The sequence below is a fragment of the Bradyrhizobium uaiense genome (assembly GCF_010811875.1).
Taxonomy (GTDB): Bacteria; Pseudomonadota; Alphaproteobacteria; order Rhizobiales; family Xanthobacteraceae; genus Bradyrhizobium; species Bradyrhizobium uaiense.
The window spans coordinates 65897-82991 of the sequence record NZ_VKHP01000010.1; the positions used below are offsets into that span (position 1 = coordinate 65897).

Here is a 17095-nt window from a genome sequence, read left to right on the forward strand (position 1 = left end):
AACGCCCCCGAATCGCACCCAATCAATTCAAAAATGCCCTGTCCCTCGCCCGATGCAGGGCCAAAATCCCTGCAAGACCCTTGACATAGCTGCCCTTTCGGCAGAACGCGTGGGGTCAAGCCGTCATGGATACTTCATGGATCTGATTAGCACGACCTCCGACCTCGCCGCCGCCTGCGACCGGCTCGCCAAACACAAGGTCATCACCGTCGACACCGAGTTCCTGCGGGAGACGACTTACTATCCCCTGCTCTGCGTCGTGCAGATGGCGAGCGCGGAAGAAGCCGTCGTGGTCGACGCGCTGGCGCCCGGCATCGACCTCAAGCCGTTCTTCGAGCTGATGTCTAATGAGGCCGTGCTCAAGGTGTTCCACGCCGCGCGGCAGGACATCGAAATCGTCTGGCATCTTTCCGGCACGATCCCGCATCCGATCTTCGACACCCAGGTCGCCGCCATGGTGCTCGGCTACGGCGACAGCATCGCCTATGACCAGTTGGTCGATCGCGTCACCGGCCACCGCCCCGACAAGACCCATCGCTTCACCGACTGGTCGCGCCGTCCGCTGAGCGAAGAGCAACTGCATTACGCCGTCTCCGACGTCACCCATCTGCGCGAAGTATTCGCGGCGCTCGACGCCGATTTGCGCAAGCGCGACCGCAGCGAATGGGTCAGCGAGGAGATGGAAATCCTGACCTCGCCAAAGACCTACGACTTCCATCCCGAGCGCGCCTGGGAGCGGCTCAAGACCCGCGTGCGCAAGCCGCGCGAGCTCGCGGTGCTGATCGAGGTCGCCGCCTGGCGCGAGCAGGAGGCGCAGAGCCGCGACGTACCGCGCTCGCGCGTGCTCAAGGACGATGCGGTCGGCGATATTGCCACCCATGCGCCGACCTCGCTGGACAAGCTCGGCAATCTGCGATCGCTGCCGAAGGGTTTCGAGCGCTCGAAATGGGGCGCCGACATCATTGCCGCCGTGCAGCGCGGGCTCGCGCGCGACCAGGCGACGCTCCCCAAGCTGGAAAAACCCCGAAACAATTCCAACGGCGCGGCAACTGTCGAGCTGTTGAAGGTGCTGCTGCGCATGACCTCGGAACGCCACGGCGTTGCCAGCAAGGTGATCGCCACCGTCGACGATCTCGAGCAGATCGCGGCCAGCGATCAGGCCGAGGTCGGCGCCCTGCACGGCTGGCGGCGCGAATTGTTCGGCGAAGCGGCGCTCAAGCTCAAGCACGGCCAGCTCGCGCTCGCGATCGACAAGGGCCGTGTGGTGCGGGTGGATCGGGGCTAGCGCACGTCGTTCGCTTGCTGCATGCCGGGTTCCCGGCGCCACCGACCGTCGGCCACCGGCCGAACGCGCCGCGCCGCAGCTCGGCCGGCACAGGCTGAGGTTGCGTCACGCGAAACCACCGCGCTTGCTAAGGGGCAATTTTCGTGTTGCAATCCCTTCACAATCGGATTGCGGCCGTTCGACTGTGCGTTTCACGACGTTGATATCCAGGGCTTCGATATCCAAGCCTTCGAGAGGCGAAACTTCGGACTTGAAGACTTTGGATCTGAAGACCCGGAAATCGAACAGACAGCGGAAAGCACGCTTGTGGCGTGGCACGTGGAAAACGTGGCCGCGTCTTTTTTATGTCTAAACTGGGAGAGAGACGATGCCGAAGGGTACCGTCAAATGGTTCAACCCGACCAAAGGTTACGGGTTCATCAAGCCGGCCGTCGGCGACAAGGACGTGTTCGTCCACATCTCGGCGGTCGAACGCGCAGGCCTCAGCACACTCAACGAGAACCAGACCGTCGAGTACGAGCTGGTGGAGAACCGCGGCAAGGCGTCGGCAGAGAACCTCAAGGTTCACTGAACCTCGAAGGTTCACTGATCGCCGCTGCTAACGGAATTCATCCTGCTGTCTCCCCCGGCAGCATCACCCGGGGGATTCTTCTCGGGGATCTCGCTTGCAACCGCGCGCTAAGGCGCCGGCGCAATCAGTGTGCTGTCCGTTGCGGCGCTGCCCTGCGTCTTGCAGCGGTCGCCTTCGAGCTTGAGCCGGCCGCTCGCCAGAAGCCGCAACGCCTCCGGATAGATGCGATGCTCGATTCCGATCACGCGCGCGGCGAGCGTCTCGGCCGTGTCATCGTCGGCCACGGTGACCGCGCCCTGCATCACGATCGGTCCGGCGTCGGTCTCCGGGATCACGAAATGCACCGTCGCTCCGGACAGCTTGACCCCTGCGCGCACGGCTTGGCCATGCGGGTCGAGGCCGGGAAAGCACGGCAGCAGCGACGGATGGATGTTGAGCATCCGGCCGTACCAGTGCCGCGCGAATTCGGCCGTGAACAGCCGCATGAAGCCGCCCAGACAAATCAGCTCGACCTGCCTGTCGTCGAGCGCCCGTTGCAGCACTGCCTCGAAGCCGGCGCGGTCCTTGCCGAACGGCTTGCTCTCGATGACGATGGTCGGAATGCCGCTCGCGGCCGCTTTCTCGAGTCCGGCTGCGTCAGTGCGGTTGGAGATCACGGCCACGATCTCGGCCGGAAAATCGGGAGCCTTGGCAGCCTCGATCAGCGCGACCATGTTGGAGCCGCGGCCGGAGATCAGGATGGCGACGCGGCGCTTCATCGCGAGAGATCGAGATGACCGTTATAGACCACACGATCCTCGCCCTTGGCCTCGATCACCTCACCGAGCAGCGTCACGGTCTCGCCGCCCGCGGTGAAGGCATCGGTCACCGCATCGACCGCGTCCGGCTTGACGATCGCGATCATGCCGATGCCGCAGTTGAAGGTGCGCAGCAGTTCGAGCTCGGCGATGCCGCCCTGCTCCGCCAGCCATTTGAACACCGGCAGCACCGGCAGCCGCGCCAGGTCGATGCCGACACCGAGATGTTTCGGCAGCACGCGCGGAATGTTGTCGGTAAAGCCGCCGCCGGTGATGTGGGCGAGCCCCTTCACCGCGCCAGTCTCGCGGATCGCGCGCAGGCAGGATTTCACATAGAGCTTGGTCGGGGTCAGCAGCGCCGCGCCGAGCGTCATGACCGGCGCGAACGGCGCCGGCGCGTCATAGGCAACGCCGGACAGCTCGACGAGCTTGCGCACCAGCGAATAGCCGTTGGAGTGCACGCCCGAGGATGCCAGCCCGATCACGGCATCGCCGGCCGCAATATCCCCGGTCGGCAGCAGCGTGCCGCGCTCGGCCGCGCCGACTGCAAAGCCGCCGAGGTCGTAATCGCCGTCCTTGTAGAGACCGGGCATCTCGGCGGTCTCGCCGCCGATCAGCGCACAACCGGATTCGCGGCAGCCCTCGGCGATCCCGGCGACGATCTGCGCGGTGGCCTCCGGATGGAGCTTGCCGCAGGCGAAATAGTCGAGGAAGAACAGCGGTTCCGCACCCTGCACGACGAGGTCGTTGACCGACATCGCGACCAGATCGATGCCGATCCCGCTGTGGATGCCGGTCTCGATCGCGATCTTCAGCTTGGTGCCGACGCCATCGGTCGCGGCGACCAGGACCGGATCCTTGAAGCCGGCGGCCTTGAGGTCGAACAGCCCGCCGAATCCGCCGATCTCGGCGTCCGCGCCGGGCCGCGCGGTGGCCCGCACCATCGGCTTGATCAGATCGACCAGACGATTGCCGGCGTCGATATCGACACCCGAATCCGCGTAAGTGAGCCCGTTTTTGCGCTCGGTCATGCCCAATTCCAGATGATAGGGGGCTGGTTACGAGGAATTCCGCCCCCGCGCAATGGCTCGCGACAATGCTGCCGCGATACTATGTAGATAACATCCGGCCGCTGCGAAAAAGAGCCGGATATCGAGTAAAATCAGGCTTCTAGCCGGGAAGCGACCCAACTTGAGCATTCCGAATATCATCACCCTCGGCCGCATCATCCTGGTGCCGGTGATCGTCTGGGCCATCGTGTCGAGCCAGATGGAGATCGCGTTCGCGATCTTCGTGATCGCCGGCGTCTCGGACGCGGTCGACGGTTTCCTCGCCAAGCGCTTCAACATGACGAGCGAGCTCGGCGCCCTGCTCGACCCGCTCGCCGACAAGGCGCTCCTGGTGTCGATCTATGTCGCGCTCGGAATCTGGGGCGCAGTGCCGCGCTGGATCGTAATTCTCGTGGTGTCGCGCGACATCATGATCGTCTCCGCCGTGATTGTGTCATGGTTGTTCGACAAGCCGGTCGAGATGAAGCCGCTGATGGTGTCGAAGCTGAACACGGCGGCGCAGGTCGGCTTCGCGGCCTTGGTGCTGGCCTCGCTCGGATTCGGCTTCGAGCCGCATCCCTACGACTGGATCCTGATGGGTCTGGTCACGATCTTTACTTTGGGTTCGGTGTCCCTCTATCTCGTGGAGTGGGTGCGGCACATGGGCACGATCGAGGCTCGGTAGAGCGTGATCCGGAAAGCGTTTGCGCCGCGACCATGTTAAAATGAAGTGGTTTGGAGACTTGCGTGGCCGGTAGCGTTCAACCTCGTCAATTGGCCTTGGCCCTGCCGCACGAGGAGAAACTGACCCGCGACGATTTCCTCGAAGGGCCCGCCAATGAGGCGGCGCTTTCGCTGATCGACAGCTGGCCCGACTGGCCGAACCGAATCATGCTGCTGGTCGGGCCCGACGGCTCCGGCAAGAGCCACCTCGCCGCGATCTGGGCCGAGATCGCCGGCGCGCGCGCAACCGCGGCGCATGCGCTGACCGCCGATGCGGTGCCGACGGCGCTTGCGACCGGCGCGCTGGTGGTCGAGGACCTCCGGCCGTCGGATTTCGACGAGCGCGCGATGTTTCACCTGATGAATCTCGCGCGCCAGGACGATGCCTTCGTGCTGATCACTGCGCGCGTTCCGCCGTCGGCATTCGAGATCGAGTTGCGCGATCTGCGGTCGCGGCTCCGCGCGGTGCCTACGGTGACGCTGCTGCCGCCCGACGACCAGCTGTTCCGCGGCCTGATCCTCAAATTCTGCGCCGACCGCCAGATGAGCGTGGACGAACCGCTGGTCAGCTACCTGACCAACCGGATCGAGCGCTCCTATACCGCGGTCCGGCAGGCTGTCGAGCTGCTCGATACGGAGGCGCTCCGGCTCGGCCGTCCGGTCACCAGGGCGCTCGCGGCGGAGTTGTTGCGCGATGCCTGAGCGATGCCGCGGCTTGACGGCGCAGGCGCGTGGAACATCAATGTCATCGAAACGTCATCGCAATATCACATGGTCGGTACGGCCCTCCGCTAGACCGCTCCGGCCCCCTGCCCCGAATTGGACCAGCACTTGATGGATTCGGCACAAGCACCTGAAATCAAAGAGAAAGAGGCGGAACTTCCGCCCGTCCCCGCGATCGCAACCAGCCCCGAGCGATTCATCAACCGGGAGCTCTCCTGGCTGCACTTCAACCGGCGGGTGCTCGAGGAATCGGTCAATCTTGGCCATCCCGTGCTGGAGCGGGTCCGCTTCCTGTCGATCTCGGCGAACAACCTCGACGAGTTCTTCATGGTCCGCGTCGCCGGCATCAAGGCGCAGGTCCGCGAGGGCATTGCCGAGCGCAGCCCGGACGGCCTGCTGCCGGCCGAACAGCTCGTGATGATCAACAAGACCGTGTCGCAGCTCGCCTCCGACCAGCAGGCGATCTGGAGCGACCTGCGCGACATCCTGGCCAAGGTCGGCATCCAGCTGGTCGACGGTCGCGACGTCACCAAGTCCGAGCGCAGCTGGATCGAGGATCACTTCCTCCACAACATCTTCCCGCTGCTGACCCCGCTGGCGATCGACCCGGCGCATCCGTTCCCGTTCATCCCGAACCTCGGCTTCACCGTCGCGCTGCAATTGTCGCGGATCTCCGACGGCAAGGCGATGAACGCGCTGATCCGCATGCCCGGCAAGATTGATCGCTTCATCCGCATTCCCTCCGCGAAGGAAGGCGCACCGGCGCGGCTGATCACGCTGGAGCAGGCCACCGGCCTGTTCATCGGCCGCCTGTTCCCCGGCTACACCGTCAAGGGTCAGGGCGCGTTCCGCATCATCAGGGACTCAGAACTCGAAATCGAGGAAGAGGCCGAAGACCTCGTCCGCCTGTTCGAGACCGCGCTCAAGCGCCGCCGCCGCGGATCGGTGATCCGGCTCGAGATCGAGGCCACGATGCCCGAAGAGCTGCGCATCTTCGTGCAGCACGCATTGTCGGCCGCGGACGATGAAGTGATCCTGGTCGACGGCGTGCTCGCGATGAACGAGCTGTCGCAGCTCACCCGCCTCAATCGCCCCGATCTCGAATTCCCGCCCTACGTGCCACGCCACCCCGAGCGGGTGCGCGACCATGGCGGCGATATCTTCGCCGCCATCCGTCAGAAGGACCTCGTGGTCCACCACCCCTACGAATCCTTCGACGTCGTCGTCCAGTTCCTGCAACAGGCGGCGCGTGATCCCGACGTCGTCGCGATCAAGCAGACGCTCTATCGCACCTCGAACAATTCGCCGATCGTGCGCGCACTGGCGGAAGCCGCCGAAGCCGGCAAGTCGGTGACCGCGCTGATCGAGTTGAAGGCGCGCTTCGACGAGGAAGCCAATATCCGCTGGGCCCGCGACCTCGAACGCGCCGGCGTGCAGGTGGTGTACGGCTTCATCGAACTGAAGACGCACGCCAAGCTGTCGATGGTGGTGCGCCGCGAGGGCGGCAATCTCACGACCTATGTGCACACCGGCACCGGCAACTATCATCCGGTCACTGCGCGCATCTACACCGACCTCTCCTACTTCACCTCGGATCCGATCATCGGCCGCGACGTCGCGCGGGTGTTCAACTACATCACCGGCTATGCCGAGCCGAGCGACATCGAGAAGATGGCGGTGTCGCCGCTGACGCTGCGCAAGCGGATCATCGAGCACATCCATGGCGAGATCGCCCACGTCAAGCATGGCCGGCCCGGCGCGGTTTGGATGAAGATGAATGCGCTGGTCGATCCTGACATCATCGACGCGCTGTACGAGGCCTCGCAGGCCGGCGTCGCGGTCGAGCTCGTGGTGCGCGGCATCTGCTGCCTGCGGCCCGGACTGCCGGGATTGTCGGAGAATATCCGCGTCAAATCGGTGATCGGCCGGTTCCTGGAACATGGTCGAATCTATTGCTTCGGTATGGGCCAGGGCCTGCCGAGCACAAAAGCTGCTGTGTATATCTCCTCCGCCGACATGATGCCGCGCAACCTCGACCGCCGCGTCGAGGTTCTCTGTCCGCTGCAAAATCCCACGGTGCATCAGCAGGTTCTCGAACAAATCATGGTCGCGAACCTGAAGGACAATGAGCAGAGCTGGCAATTGTTGCCCGATGGGTCGTCAACGCGTATGAAGGCCGCGAAAGGCGAAGAGCCCTTCAATCTACATGACTATTTTATGACAAATCCGAGTCTGTCCGGCCGTGGTAAGTCTCTCAAGGAATCTTCACCGCGCCGTCTCACGCGTCGCAACGAGCGTCAGCAGCCATCGTCTTAAGGGGGCTTTACGGTGAAGCGGCCGCGGAAGCGCGCTTCCAGCGTCGCTGTCATAGATATCGGCTCGAACTCGGTTCGTCTCGTGGTTTACGAGGCGATGGCGCGCAGCCTCGTCACCATCTTCAACGAGAAGGCGCTGTGCGGGCTTGGCCGCGAGGTGCAGAGCACCGGCCTGCTCGCAACTGACGCCGTCAACAAGGCGCTCACCGCACTTCGCCGCTTTCGCGCGCTGTGCAGGATCCAGCAGGTCGGCCGGGTCTATGCGATCGCAACCGCAGCCTGCCGCGACGCCAAGAACGGTCCTGACTTCATCGCCAAGGCCGAGCGCATCTGCGGCGCCAAGATCGAGATTCTCACCGGACCGCGTGAAGCGAAGCTGTCGGCGCTCGGCGTCGTCTCGGGCGTGCACAATCCGAACGGCATCGTCGGCGATCTCGGCGGCGGCTCGCTCGAACTGATCGACGTCAAGGGCAACCGCGTGCGGAGCGGCGTGACGCTGCCGCTCGGCAGCCTCGCACTGCAGGATCTCTCGAACAAATCGCTCAAGCGCGCCGAACGCATCGTCAAGAACGAGCTGCTCGGCGTTGCCCAGCTCAAGACCGGCCGTGGCCGCACCTTCTACGCGGTCGGCGGCACCTGGCGCGCGCTGGCACGCATCCACATCATCCAGAGCGGCTACCCGCTCAAGGTGATGCACGGCTATTCAATTCCGGCCGCCGACGCGCTCGACTTCGCGCAGCGGCTGCGCCGGCTTGCGGCCACCGACATGCTGGCCAACATCGAGTCGGTCGCCGATGCGCGGCGGCCGCTGCTGGCCTACGCCGCGCTCGTGCTCGAATACATCATCCGCGTGGCCCAGCCGAAGACCATCGTGTTCTCGACCTTCGGCGTACGCGAGGGCCTGCTCTACGAGATGCTGCCGCAGGCCGAGCGCGCCAAGGACGGGCTGGTCTGCGCCGCACAGGACCTCAACGTGCTGCTGTCGCGCTCGGCACGCCACGCTCAGGAGCTGACCGCGTGGACCGACCGCCTGGTGCGCGTCGTCAGACTGCGCGAGACCGAGGAAGATCGCAGGCTGCGTCACGTCGCCTGCCTGCTCTCCGACATCGGCTGGCGGGTGCACCCCGATCATCGTGGCGAGGAAACCCTCAGCCTGATCATGAACGGCAATTTCGGCTCGATCACGCATCAGGGCCGCGCTTTCGTCGCGCTGTCGGTGTTCTATCGCTACGCCGGCCTCAGCGAGGAAAACGAACCGCCGCAGCAGATCCGCGCGCTGGTGACGCCGGCGATGGACGAGCGCGCGCGCGTGCTCGGTGCCGCGTTCCGCGTCGCGCATCTGATCACGGCGGCGCGCACCGGCGTGTTGCCGGCGACGCACTTCCGCACCCAGGGTCGCAAGCTGATGCTGGTGTTCGAGCATCGGATGGTGGATCTGGTCGCCGACCGCGTCGGCAGCCGCTTCAAGCAATTGGCACGGCTGGTCGGGCGCGCCGGCTCGATCGTGCGGCGCTAGCGTTCAGATCACGCTGCCTTGGCGGCCTGCTTGGCCTTGCGGACCGCGTGGCGACGCCAGAGCGATCCGATCGCCAGCACCACGACGATGCCGAGCACGGCGAGCGCGATCTCGCCACCATTGCCGCCGTGTCCGAAGTGCGGCGACATCCCGATCGACGTCAGCCACGAATCCAGCCTGGCACCGAGAGGTCCGGCGAACAGCGCATCGAGCTTCGGATGCACGGCCGGATCGGTTGCGATGACGTCGCCGGCGATCCAGCCGAGCAGCGCCGCACCGGCCCAGACCAGGACCGGCAGCTTGGTGAGCAGCGCCATGATCAGCGCCGCGCCGGCAACAATCAGGGGAACGCTGATCGCGAGGCCGAGCACCAGCAGCGGCACGCTGCCATTGGCGGCAGCCGCCACAGCGATCACATTGTCGAGGCTCATCACAATATCGGCGACGACGACGATCTGAACCGCGGCCCACAGATGCGACGCCGCGTGCACGCTGTCATCGTCCTCCTGCTCCGGCACCAGGAGCTTGGCGGCAATCACGATCAACGCCAGTCCACCGACGAGCTTCAGGTACGGAAGCGCCATCAGGCTGGCGACGATGCCGGTGAAGATGACGCGCAGCAGCACCGCCGCGGCGGCGCCGAGAATCATGCCCCACAGACGCTGGCGCGGTGCGAGCCCGCGGCAGGCCATCGCGATCACCAGCGCGTTGTCGCCCGACAGCAGGACATTGATCCATATGATCTTGCCGACGGCGACCCAGAAGGTCGGCGTCGCCATCTCGTTCTTGAACTCGGTGAAGAACGCGCCGATGTACGCCGGATCAAAGATCTGCCACAGCCAGTCCACAGCGAGTCCTATTCGGCCTTGCGGCCGCCCCTGACGGCGGTCGTCCGCCGCTCCCCAGTTTAGTACGACGCGGTCTCCTCGGGAGACCGCGTCATTTTCAATTGATCGGCGTCAGCCGACGATCTCGTTGCCGGCGAAGAACTGCGCGATCTCGATCACCGCGGTCTCCGGCGCATCCGAACCATGCACCGAGTTCTCGCCGATCGACTTCGCATAGAGCTTGCGGATGGTGCCTTCGGCGGCCTTCGACGGATCGGTTGCACCCATCACGTCGCGATATTTCAGGATGGCGCCCTCGCCTTCCAGCACCTGGACCACCACCGGGCCCGAGGTCATGAAGTCGACCAGTTCGCCGAAGAACGGGCGTGCCTTGTGGACCGCATAAAAGGTCTCGGCCTGGCCGCGGGTCATCTGGATGCGCTTCTGCGCCACGACCCGGAGGCCCGCCTTCTCGATCACCGCATTGACCGCGCCGGTCAGGTTGCGCTCGGTGGCATCGGGCTTGATGATCGAAAAGGTGCGTTCAATCGCCATGATTTCGTCCTTGTAAACAGTGGCTGGGAGTTGCCGGGGCTTATATCGGCGCGATCGGATAACGGCAAGCGACCCTGTGACGCGTTAGCCTTTAGTTTTGACGCATTTTCGCAACGAAAACCGTCGTCTGGCGGTCTCCGGAAAGAGGCCGGCTCGGCCGGCTTACCGCGATTTCACCTAGGTGAACCCATTCTGTCAGTGCCGTGCCGCTGCCGTTCAGCTCCAGCCACTTAGGCTCAGCATCGATCGGACGCCTTGCTGGCCCCCCATCCGCAAGCCTCACAGGACGTCTCGGGAAACGATGTCACCGCGGGCGCGTCACACGCACCCATACCTCGAGGAGACGATCATGTTACGCAAAATTTCGCTTGCTGCCATTGCCGCGGTTTCGCTCGGTGCTGCCGCGCTCACCCCGACCTCCGCCTCTGCCTGGGGCGGATGGCATGGCGGCTGGCACGGTGGATGGCATCACGGCTGGTGGGGCGGCCCGCGCGTTATCGTCGGTGGTCCGGCCTATTATGGCGGTTACGGATACGGCTATGGCGGCTGCTATGTCCGCCGCGTCGTGCCGACCCCGTGGGGTCCCCGCTGGCGCCTGGTCAACCGCTGCTACTGATCCATCTGGTTCTGTCGACTACTCCCCTGACTGACCCCAGCCCCGGCCTCGCGCCGGGGCTTTTTTCGTACCCACCCGGGAACCCGGCGGCGCGATGCGCCCCACCACCTCAAGGCGAGAGCAAGGCGGAGCGGAAACCAAATTCGGGGTCGCGACTTGTCATGGCAAGAATTTACCGACCACGCGAGGTGGAACTCGCCAAGAAACATCCAAGAGATCTGCCATGACGATGACAATGACCAAGATCGACAACGACGCCGATCAGATTGACCACAAGACATGCCGGTACATCTGCGATGCGGTGGGTGAACGGCTTCAGCAGAGCATGCGGCCGGAGCCGGCGCTGTCGTCCAGACTGCAGCAGCTTCTCGACGAGATGCAACGACGAGACAGCGATCGTCGCTAGATATTTTGGGCTGGCTGACCGGCAGCCCAAACGCTCTTTCGGGGCCGTTGCCCGGACAGATTTTACCAACAGACGGGTTGCGTTTGGCAGCGGGTCCGGTGAAAACGCTGCAATGCTCTCCATCACTGACATTTCGGTCCGGATCGCCGGGCGGCTGCTGATTGATCACAGTTCTGTGCAAATTGTGCCGGGCGCGCGCGTCGGATTTGTCGGCCGTAACGGCGTCGGCAAGTCGACGCTGTTTCATGCCATCCGGGGCGACCTCCCGACCGAGAGCGGCAGCATCGCTCTGCCGCCGCGCTGGCGCATCGGAAGCCTTGCGCAGGAAGCGCCCGACGGCCCCGAAAGCCTCATCAACGTCGTGCTGAAGGCCGATCTCGAGCGCGACGCGCTGCTGCGCGAGGCCGAGACTGCGCACGATCCGCATCGCATCGCCGAGATCCAGACCCGGCTTGTCGACATCGACGCGCACTCCGCTCCCGCCCGGGCAGCAGCGATCCTCTCCGGCCTCGGCTTCTCGACGTCAGACCAGGCGCGGCCATGCGCGGAATTTTCCGGCGGCTGGCGCATGCGCGTCGCGCTGGCGGCGACGCTGTTCTCGGCGCCAGATCTACTGCTGCTGGACGAACCGACCAACTATCTCGATCTCGAAGGCACGTTGTGGCTCGAGAACCACCTCGCCAATTATCCGCGCACGGTGATCGTGATCAGCCACGACCGCGATCTGCTGGACACCTCGGTCGATCAGATCCTGCACCTCGATCGCGGCAAGCTGACGCTCTACAAGGGCACCTATTCATCGTTCGAGGAACAGCGTGCCTCGCGTGAATTGCTCGATGCCAAGCATGCCAAGCGGCAGGCCGATGAGCGCAAGCGCCTGCAGGACTTCGTCGACCGCTTCAAGGCCAAGGCCTCCAAGGCGCGGCAGGCGCAGTCGCGCGTCAAGATGCTGGAGCGGATGAAGCCGATCACCGCATTGGTGACCCAGGATGTCCACGAGATCTCGTTCCCGGCGCCGGAGAAGCTGCTGTCGCCGCCAATCATCGCGGTCGACGACGTTTCGGTCGGCTACGAGCCGGGCAAGCCCGTGCTCAATCGCGTGACGCTGCGCATCGATACCGACGACCGCATCGCGCTGCTTGGCTCCAACGGCAACGGCAAGTCGACGCTGGTCAAGCTGCTGGCCGGCAAGCTCGCGCCGTTCTCGGGCAAGATCACAAGAGCCGACAAGCTATCGGTCGGCTATTTCGCCCAGCATCAGGTCGACGAGCTCAATCTCGACGGCTCGCCCTACGATCATATCCGCAAATTGATGCCCGAGGCACCCGAGAGCAAGGTGCGCGGCCGCGTCGGCGCGATCGGCTTCTCCGGCAAGGCCGGCGACACGCTGGTGAGAAGCCTGTCGGGCGGCGAGAAGGCGCGCCTGCTACTCGGACTTGCGACGTTCTACGGCCCGAACATGATCATCCTGGACGAGCCGACCAACCATCTCGATATCGACAGCCGCGCGGCGCTGGCGGAGGCGATCAACGAATTCCCCGGCGCCATCATCATGGTCTCGCACGATCGTTATCTGATCGAGGCCTGCGCCGACCGATTGTGGGTCGTGGCGAACCAGACCGTCACGGCCTATGACGGCGACCTCGACGAATATCGCCGCATGATCCTGTCGGCCAACGACGGCCGGCCGGCGTCGCGCGAGCGCGTCAAGGAGCAGCCGACGAAGCCCGAGCGCAGCCGGAACGAGAAGCGCACTTCACCCCGGCAGCGCGTGGCACAAGCCGAGACCGAGATCGAGCGCATCAACGGCATCATCGCCAAGATCGACACCGCACTCGCGCTGCCCGATATCTTTACGCGCGATCCCAAGCAGGCTGCGCAGCTCACCAAGGCGCGCGCCGGTGCCGAGCGCGCGCTGCAACGCGCCGAGGAAGAATGGCTGGAGGCCAGCGCCGAACTCGACGAGGCGACGAACTAGAACTCGCTCACCGGGCGGAGCCACCTATTCGGTGTCGTCCCTGCGAAAGCAGGGACCCATAACCACTGATGGTCATTGTTGCGCAGTCGCGGAACGACGAGTCCCCGTCACCACATCCGCCGCAGAGTATGGGTCCCTGCTTTCGCAGGGACGACGTGTGGAGGGAGCCGTGGCTCTCAGTCTATCCGGTGTTATGCCCGCGCTTGCAGGCAACGTCCTGCCGCTACCCTAACCGTGCGCAGTCTTTTTCTTCTTCGGCTTCGCGACCTTCGGCTCCGGCACAGGATCCGGGCCACGTTCGACCGACGACAGGCGCCCCGAGGTGAAGGTGTAGATGCCGGCGCGCGCGCCGCGCGACCAGGTCACGACCGCAACGCGCCCGCCACCCGGTCCACTGGACAGGTTCACGCTATCGGGGGCGCCGATTCCACGCACGACGTCGCATTCGGTGTGGCCGAGTGCGACGCTGCCGCCGGTCGGCTGCGGCGGCGGGGCACCGGGAGCCTGCGCGTTCGCGTCCGAGGCACCCGGTGGCGGTGCCATACCCGGACAGCTCCCGTCGGCACTGACGAGATCGTCGTTGGTCACCGGTTTGTCCGGCGTCAGCGGCGGCGATTCGATCGAGATGTTGCGGATGAACACGCGCCCAGGGCGCGAGAACCAGTCCGCATCGCGCGAAAACACGTCGGATGCGCCCGAGCAGCCGGCAAGGCCCGGCGCAAGCACCAGCAACGCCAGCAGCGACTTCCGACTGAATGTTCCATCTCGCACGATCGACAAGGCTCCTGATCCCTCTACCTAAGGGCTTGTCCGAACATCACTTTGCGGCATGACCGTGACCCGCCCCCGGAAACGTCGAATTATCATTAATTAGTAGATATCGCTATTGGCGCCGCTGCCAGCGTCCCTGCTCGTCGGTCTGCCAATAGGTGACCTCGAAGCCGCGCGCCTTGCACGCGGTCCAACTCTCCCTCGCCGACGCGACCGCATCGGGATCGTCGCCGTTGAATACGAGGACCACCCGCTCGTAACTGTCGCAGTCGGCGGGCAGCGCCGCGTTGTCGACCAGGAAGCGGACATTGGCCCGGTTCGGATTGCCCTCCTCGATCGACAGGATGATCGGTTGATCCCGCGCGTCGGCAACGCGCGAGCTCGCGTGCGGCAGGAACGAATCGTCGCTGTAAGTCCACAAATGCGCGTCGAGCGTCTCGGCGCGCTCTTGCGACGTCGATTGCACGACCACGCGCCAGCCGCGCTCGAGTGACTTCTCGAGCAACGGCGGCAAGACGCTTTCCAGCGTCATGTTCTGCAAATGGTAGAACAGAACCTCGGTCATGCGTCGGCTGACACTTTACTTCTTGGCTTCGTAGTAATCGGAGACGAGCCGTTCGAGCAGCCGGACGCCGTAGCCCGAGCCCCAGCTCTGATTGATCTCGGTCTTCGGCGCACCCATCGCGGTGCCGGCGATGTCGAGATGCGCCCAGGGCGTGCCGTCGACGAAACGCTGCAGGAATTGCGCCGCGGTGATCGAGCCGCCATTGCGCCCGCCGGTGTTCTTCATGTCGGCGAATTGCGAGTCGATCTGCTTGTCGTATTCGGGACCGAGCGGCATGCGCCACACTTTCTCGCCGGTCTCGAGGCCGACCTTGGCGAGGCGCTCGGCGAGTTCGTCATTGTTGGAGAACAGGCCGGCGTGATCGGTGCCGAGCGCGACCATGATCGCGCCGGTCAGCGTCGCCAGATCGACCATGAATTTCGGCTTGAACTTCTTGGCGACGTACCAGAGCACGTCGGCGAGCACGAGCCGCCCCTCGGCGTCGGTGTTGATGATTTCGATGGTCTGGCCGGACATCGAGGTGACGATGTCGCCGGGACGCTGCGCATTGCCGTCGGGCATGTTCTCGACGAGCCCGATGGCGCCGACCGCATTGACGCGGGCCTTGCGCGCGGCGAGCGCGTGCATCAGCCCGACCACGCAGGCCGCACCGCCCATGTCACCCTTCATATCCTCCATGCCGCCGGCCGACTTGATCGAAATACCGCCGGTGTCGAAGCAGACGCCCTTGCCTACAAAGCCGACCGGCGCCTCGCTCTTCTTGCCGCCGTTCCAGCGCATGATCACGGTACGACTTGGCCGCGCCGAGCCCTGTCCAACACCGAGCAGCGCGCCCATGCCGAGCTTGGTCATCGCCTTGACGTCGAGGACCTCGACCGTAACGCCGAGCTTGCGGAGTTGGCTTGCGCGGCGGGCGAACTCTTCGGGGTACAGCACGTTCGGCGGCTCGTTGACGAGCTCACGCGCCAGATTGACGCCGTCGACGATGGACGATTCGGGCGCGAACGCCTTGTTGGCAGCAGCGACGTCGTCGACGGCGATCGAGACGTCGGCCCGCACCGCGCCGTTCTCGCCGTCTTTCTTCTTGGTCTTGTAGCGATCGAACTTGTAGGCGCGCAGGCGGATGCCGGTGGCGATCGCGGCCGCCTGGCCGGCCCCCATCGCGGCATCGGGCAGTTCTGCGATGACGGTCATCGAACCGCTGCCGGCGTTCAGTTTGCCGGCCAGAACGCCGCCGAATTTGAGAAAATCCTTCTCCTTGAGGTCGGTCACCTTGCCGGTGCCGATCACGATCAGGCGGTCGACCTTGATTCCCTCCGGCGCCAGGATGTCGAGAGCTGCCCCACTCTTGCCCTTGAACTGGTTGGCAGCGGCGGCCCGCTTGACCGTCTCGGCGGCGGCTCCCAGCGCCTTCCTTGTGGCCGCTCCCAGCTTCAATTGCTCGTCGCAAAAGGCGACCAGGATGCCGCGAGCGGACGCGGAGAATGGGACAAAGCCGACCTTGACGGCGTCGGACATAGGAAAATCCTCCAGAACTCAGGGTGTTGCTCGGACCTGAAGCGGTCCTTCCGGCACTCGGCGTGAGCATTGCGATGGCGGTCCGGAACGCCCCGGACCGGGCTTGTCACACACTATGACCTGTCGGCTGCGCCGCTGCCAAGCGCCGGAGTGGCCGGAAGGCCACAAAAGCGATTAATTAACCATAAATTAAGCGCGCCTTGGCCCGGCCATTTTGTTGACGGATCAAAGGGATGGTACTGAGAGAGTGGACAGAGAGTGAGCCGGACGAGTCCGCGGCTCGACCATAGGGGAACCCGGGTTGACGGGATTGGTCGAAAGCCGTGCGTTTGGCTGCGTGCAGGGGGTCTCGGGGGTCGTGCGGTAGCGATGGGGTCGATCGACAAGTACATCTTTAAAACGACGCTGGCGTCGTTTGCGAGTGTCCTGGTCAGCCTCACCGGGGTGATCTGGATTACCCAGGCGTTGCGTGGCATCGACCTGATGACCAGCCAGGGTCAGACCATCCTGACCTTCCTCGGCATCACCGGCCTGGTGATTCCGGCCCTCGTCCTGATCATCGCGCCGATCGCGCTGATGATCGCGATCTCGCACACGCTGAACAAGCTCGCGACCGATTCCGAGATCATCGTGATGAACGCGGCCGGCTTCTCGCCGTTCCGGCTGTTCCGGCCGTTCTTCTTCGCCACCTGCGTGGTGGCGGCGCTGGTCGCCTTCATCGGCGCCTATCTCGCCCCCGACGGCATGCGCCGGATCACGCAGTGCGGAGCCGCGCTCACCGCCGCCGTCCCGAGCAACCGCCTGCTCGCCGGCCCGTGCGCCCAGCTCGACCCGCCCCTTACGGTTCGCCGCCTCCGCCCCCGGCCCGCCGGCGTGCGCA

The 17095-nt window shown here is 64.7% G+C and carries 17 protein-coding genes; 10 read left to right on the forward strand and 7 right to left on the reverse strand.

Annotation, left to right across the window (positions count from 1 at the left end; genetic code table 11):
* The first annotated feature begins 136 nt into the window (after window positions 1-136).
* Entirely contained in the window at window positions 137-1285 is a 1149-nt protein-coding gene (gene rnd / locus FNJ47_RS04860; protein ID WP_163151161.1) for a ribonuclease D, read from the forward strand.
* A 367-nt stretch (window positions 1286-1652) separates the two neighbouring features.
* Window positions 1653-1856 (forward strand): cold-shock protein, encoded by a 204-nt coding sequence (locus FNJ47_RS04865; RefSeq protein ID WP_021079877.1) that lies wholly within the window; start codon window positions 1653-1655, stop codon window positions 1854-1856.
* Between the two features lie 107 nt (window positions 1857-1963).
* On the opposite strand, the gene purN is transcribed toward FNJ47_RS04865, so the two are convergent.
* Both purN and purM read right to left on the reverse strand, forming a co-directional pair.
* A complete protein-coding gene (purN, locus tag FNJ47_RS04870; RefSeq protein ID WP_163151163.1) occupies window positions 1964-2614 on the reverse strand; it encodes a phosphoribosylglycinamide formyltransferase in 651 nt (216 codons plus the stop codon).
* Window positions 2611-3684, reverse strand: a complete 1074-nt coding sequence (gene purM, locus FNJ47_RS04875) for a phosphoribosylformylglycinamidine cyclo-ligase (RefSeq protein WP_163151165.1) — start codon at window positions 3682-3684, stop codon at window positions 2611-2613. The genes purN and purM overlap by 4 nt, the downstream gene beginning before the upstream one ends.
* A 160-nt stretch (window positions 3685-3844) precedes the next feature.
* On the opposite strand from purM, the gene FNJ47_RS04880 reads away from it, so the two are divergent.
* From FNJ47_RS04880 to ppx, 4 genes are all read left to right on the forward strand, one after another.
* On the forward strand, window positions 3845-4387 hold the full coding sequence (locus FNJ47_RS04880) for a CDP-alcohol phosphatidyltransferase family protein (protein WP_163151167.1): 543 nt from the start codon (window positions 3845-3847) through the stop codon (window positions 4385-4387).
* Between the two features lie 62 nt (window positions 4388-4449).
* The gene (locus FNJ47_RS04885; RefSeq protein WP_163151169.1) at window positions 4450-5127 is read left to right on the forward strand and encodes a P-loop NTPase family protein; all 678 of its coding nucleotides are present in this window, start codon (window positions 4450-4452) and stop codon (window positions 5125-5127) included.
* 132 nt (window positions 5128-5259) lie between these two features.
* On the forward strand, window positions 5260-7464 hold the full coding sequence (locus FNJ47_RS04890; RefSeq protein ID WP_163151171.1) for an RNA degradosome polyphosphate kinase: 2205 nt from the start codon (window positions 5260-5262) through the stop codon (window positions 7462-7464).
* A gap of 12 nt (window positions 7465-7476) precedes the next feature.
* The gene (ppx, locus tag FNJ47_RS04895) at window positions 7477-8979 is read left to right on the forward strand and encodes an exopolyphosphatase (protein WP_163151173.1); all 1503 of its coding nucleotides are present in this window, start codon (window positions 7477-7479) and stop codon (window positions 8977-8979) included.
* 8 nt (window positions 8980-8987) lie between these two features.
* Here ppx and FNJ47_RS04900 read toward each other — a convergent pair whose 3' ends face one another.
* Together FNJ47_RS04900 and ndk are read right to left on the reverse strand one after the other, a co-directional pair.
* Window positions 8988-9827 (reverse strand): YjbE family putative metal transport protein, encoded by an 840-nt coding sequence (locus tag FNJ47_RS04900; RefSeq protein WP_163151175.1) that lies wholly within the window; start codon window positions 9825-9827, stop codon window positions 8988-8990.
* A gap of 111 nt (window positions 9828-9938) precedes the next feature.
* Entirely contained in the window at window positions 9939-10361 is a 423-nt protein-coding gene (ndk, locus tag FNJ47_RS04905; RefSeq protein ID WP_050425938.1) for a nucleoside-diphosphate kinase, read from the reverse strand.
* A 349-nt stretch (window positions 10362-10710) separates the two neighbouring features.
* On the opposite strand from ndk, the gene FNJ47_RS04910 reads away from it, so the two are divergent.
* The 3 genes from FNJ47_RS04910 (at window position 10711) to FNJ47_RS04920 (ending at window position 13361) form a co-directional block, all read left to right on the forward strand.
* Window positions 10711-10977, forward strand: a complete 267-nt coding sequence (locus FNJ47_RS04910) for a sulfur globule protein precursor (RefSeq protein WP_163151177.1) — start codon at window positions 10711-10713, stop codon at window positions 10975-10977.
* A gap of 235 nt (window positions 10978-11212) precedes the next feature.
* Window positions 11213-11383 (forward strand): hypothetical protein, encoded by a 171-nt coding sequence (locus FNJ47_RS04915; RefSeq protein WP_165445535.1) that lies wholly within the window; start codon window positions 11213-11215, stop codon window positions 11381-11383.
* Window positions 11384-11495: 112 nt separating this feature from the next.
* The gene (locus FNJ47_RS04920; protein ID WP_163151181.1) at window positions 11496-13361 is read left to right on the forward strand and encodes an ABC-F family ATP-binding cassette domain-containing protein; all 1866 of its coding nucleotides are present in this window, start codon (window positions 11496-11498) and stop codon (window positions 13359-13361) included.
* A 228-nt stretch (window positions 13362-13589) separates the two neighbouring features.
* Here FNJ47_RS04920 and FNJ47_RS04925 read toward each other — a convergent pair whose 3' ends face one another.
* From FNJ47_RS04925 to FNJ47_RS04935, 3 genes are all read right to left on the reverse strand, one after another.
* Complete coding sequence (locus tag FNJ47_RS04925; protein WP_163151183.1) at window positions 13590-14141, reverse strand: hypothetical protein; 552 nt, start codon at window positions 14139-14141, stop codon at window positions 13590-13592.
* A gap of 103 nt (window positions 14142-14244) precedes the next feature.
* On the reverse strand, window positions 14245-14697 hold the full coding sequence (locus FNJ47_RS04930) for a DNA polymerase III subunit chi (protein WP_163151185.1): 453 nt from the start codon (window positions 14695-14697) through the stop codon (window positions 14245-14247).
* Between the two features lie 15 nt (window positions 14698-14712).
* Window positions 14713-16215 carry a leucyl aminopeptidase gene (locus FNJ47_RS04935; protein WP_163151187.1) on the reverse strand — a complete coding sequence of 501 codons (1503 nt, stop codon included), beginning with the start codon at window positions 16213-16215 and terminating at the stop codon, window positions 14713-14715.
* Window positions 16216-16584: 369 nt separating this feature from the next.
* On the opposite strand from FNJ47_RS04935, the gene FNJ47_RS04940 reads away from it, so the two are divergent.
* On the forward strand, window positions 16585-17095 hold a 511-nt coding region (locus tag FNJ47_RS04940), incomplete at its 3' end, for an LptF/LptG family permease (protein ID WP_163151189.1).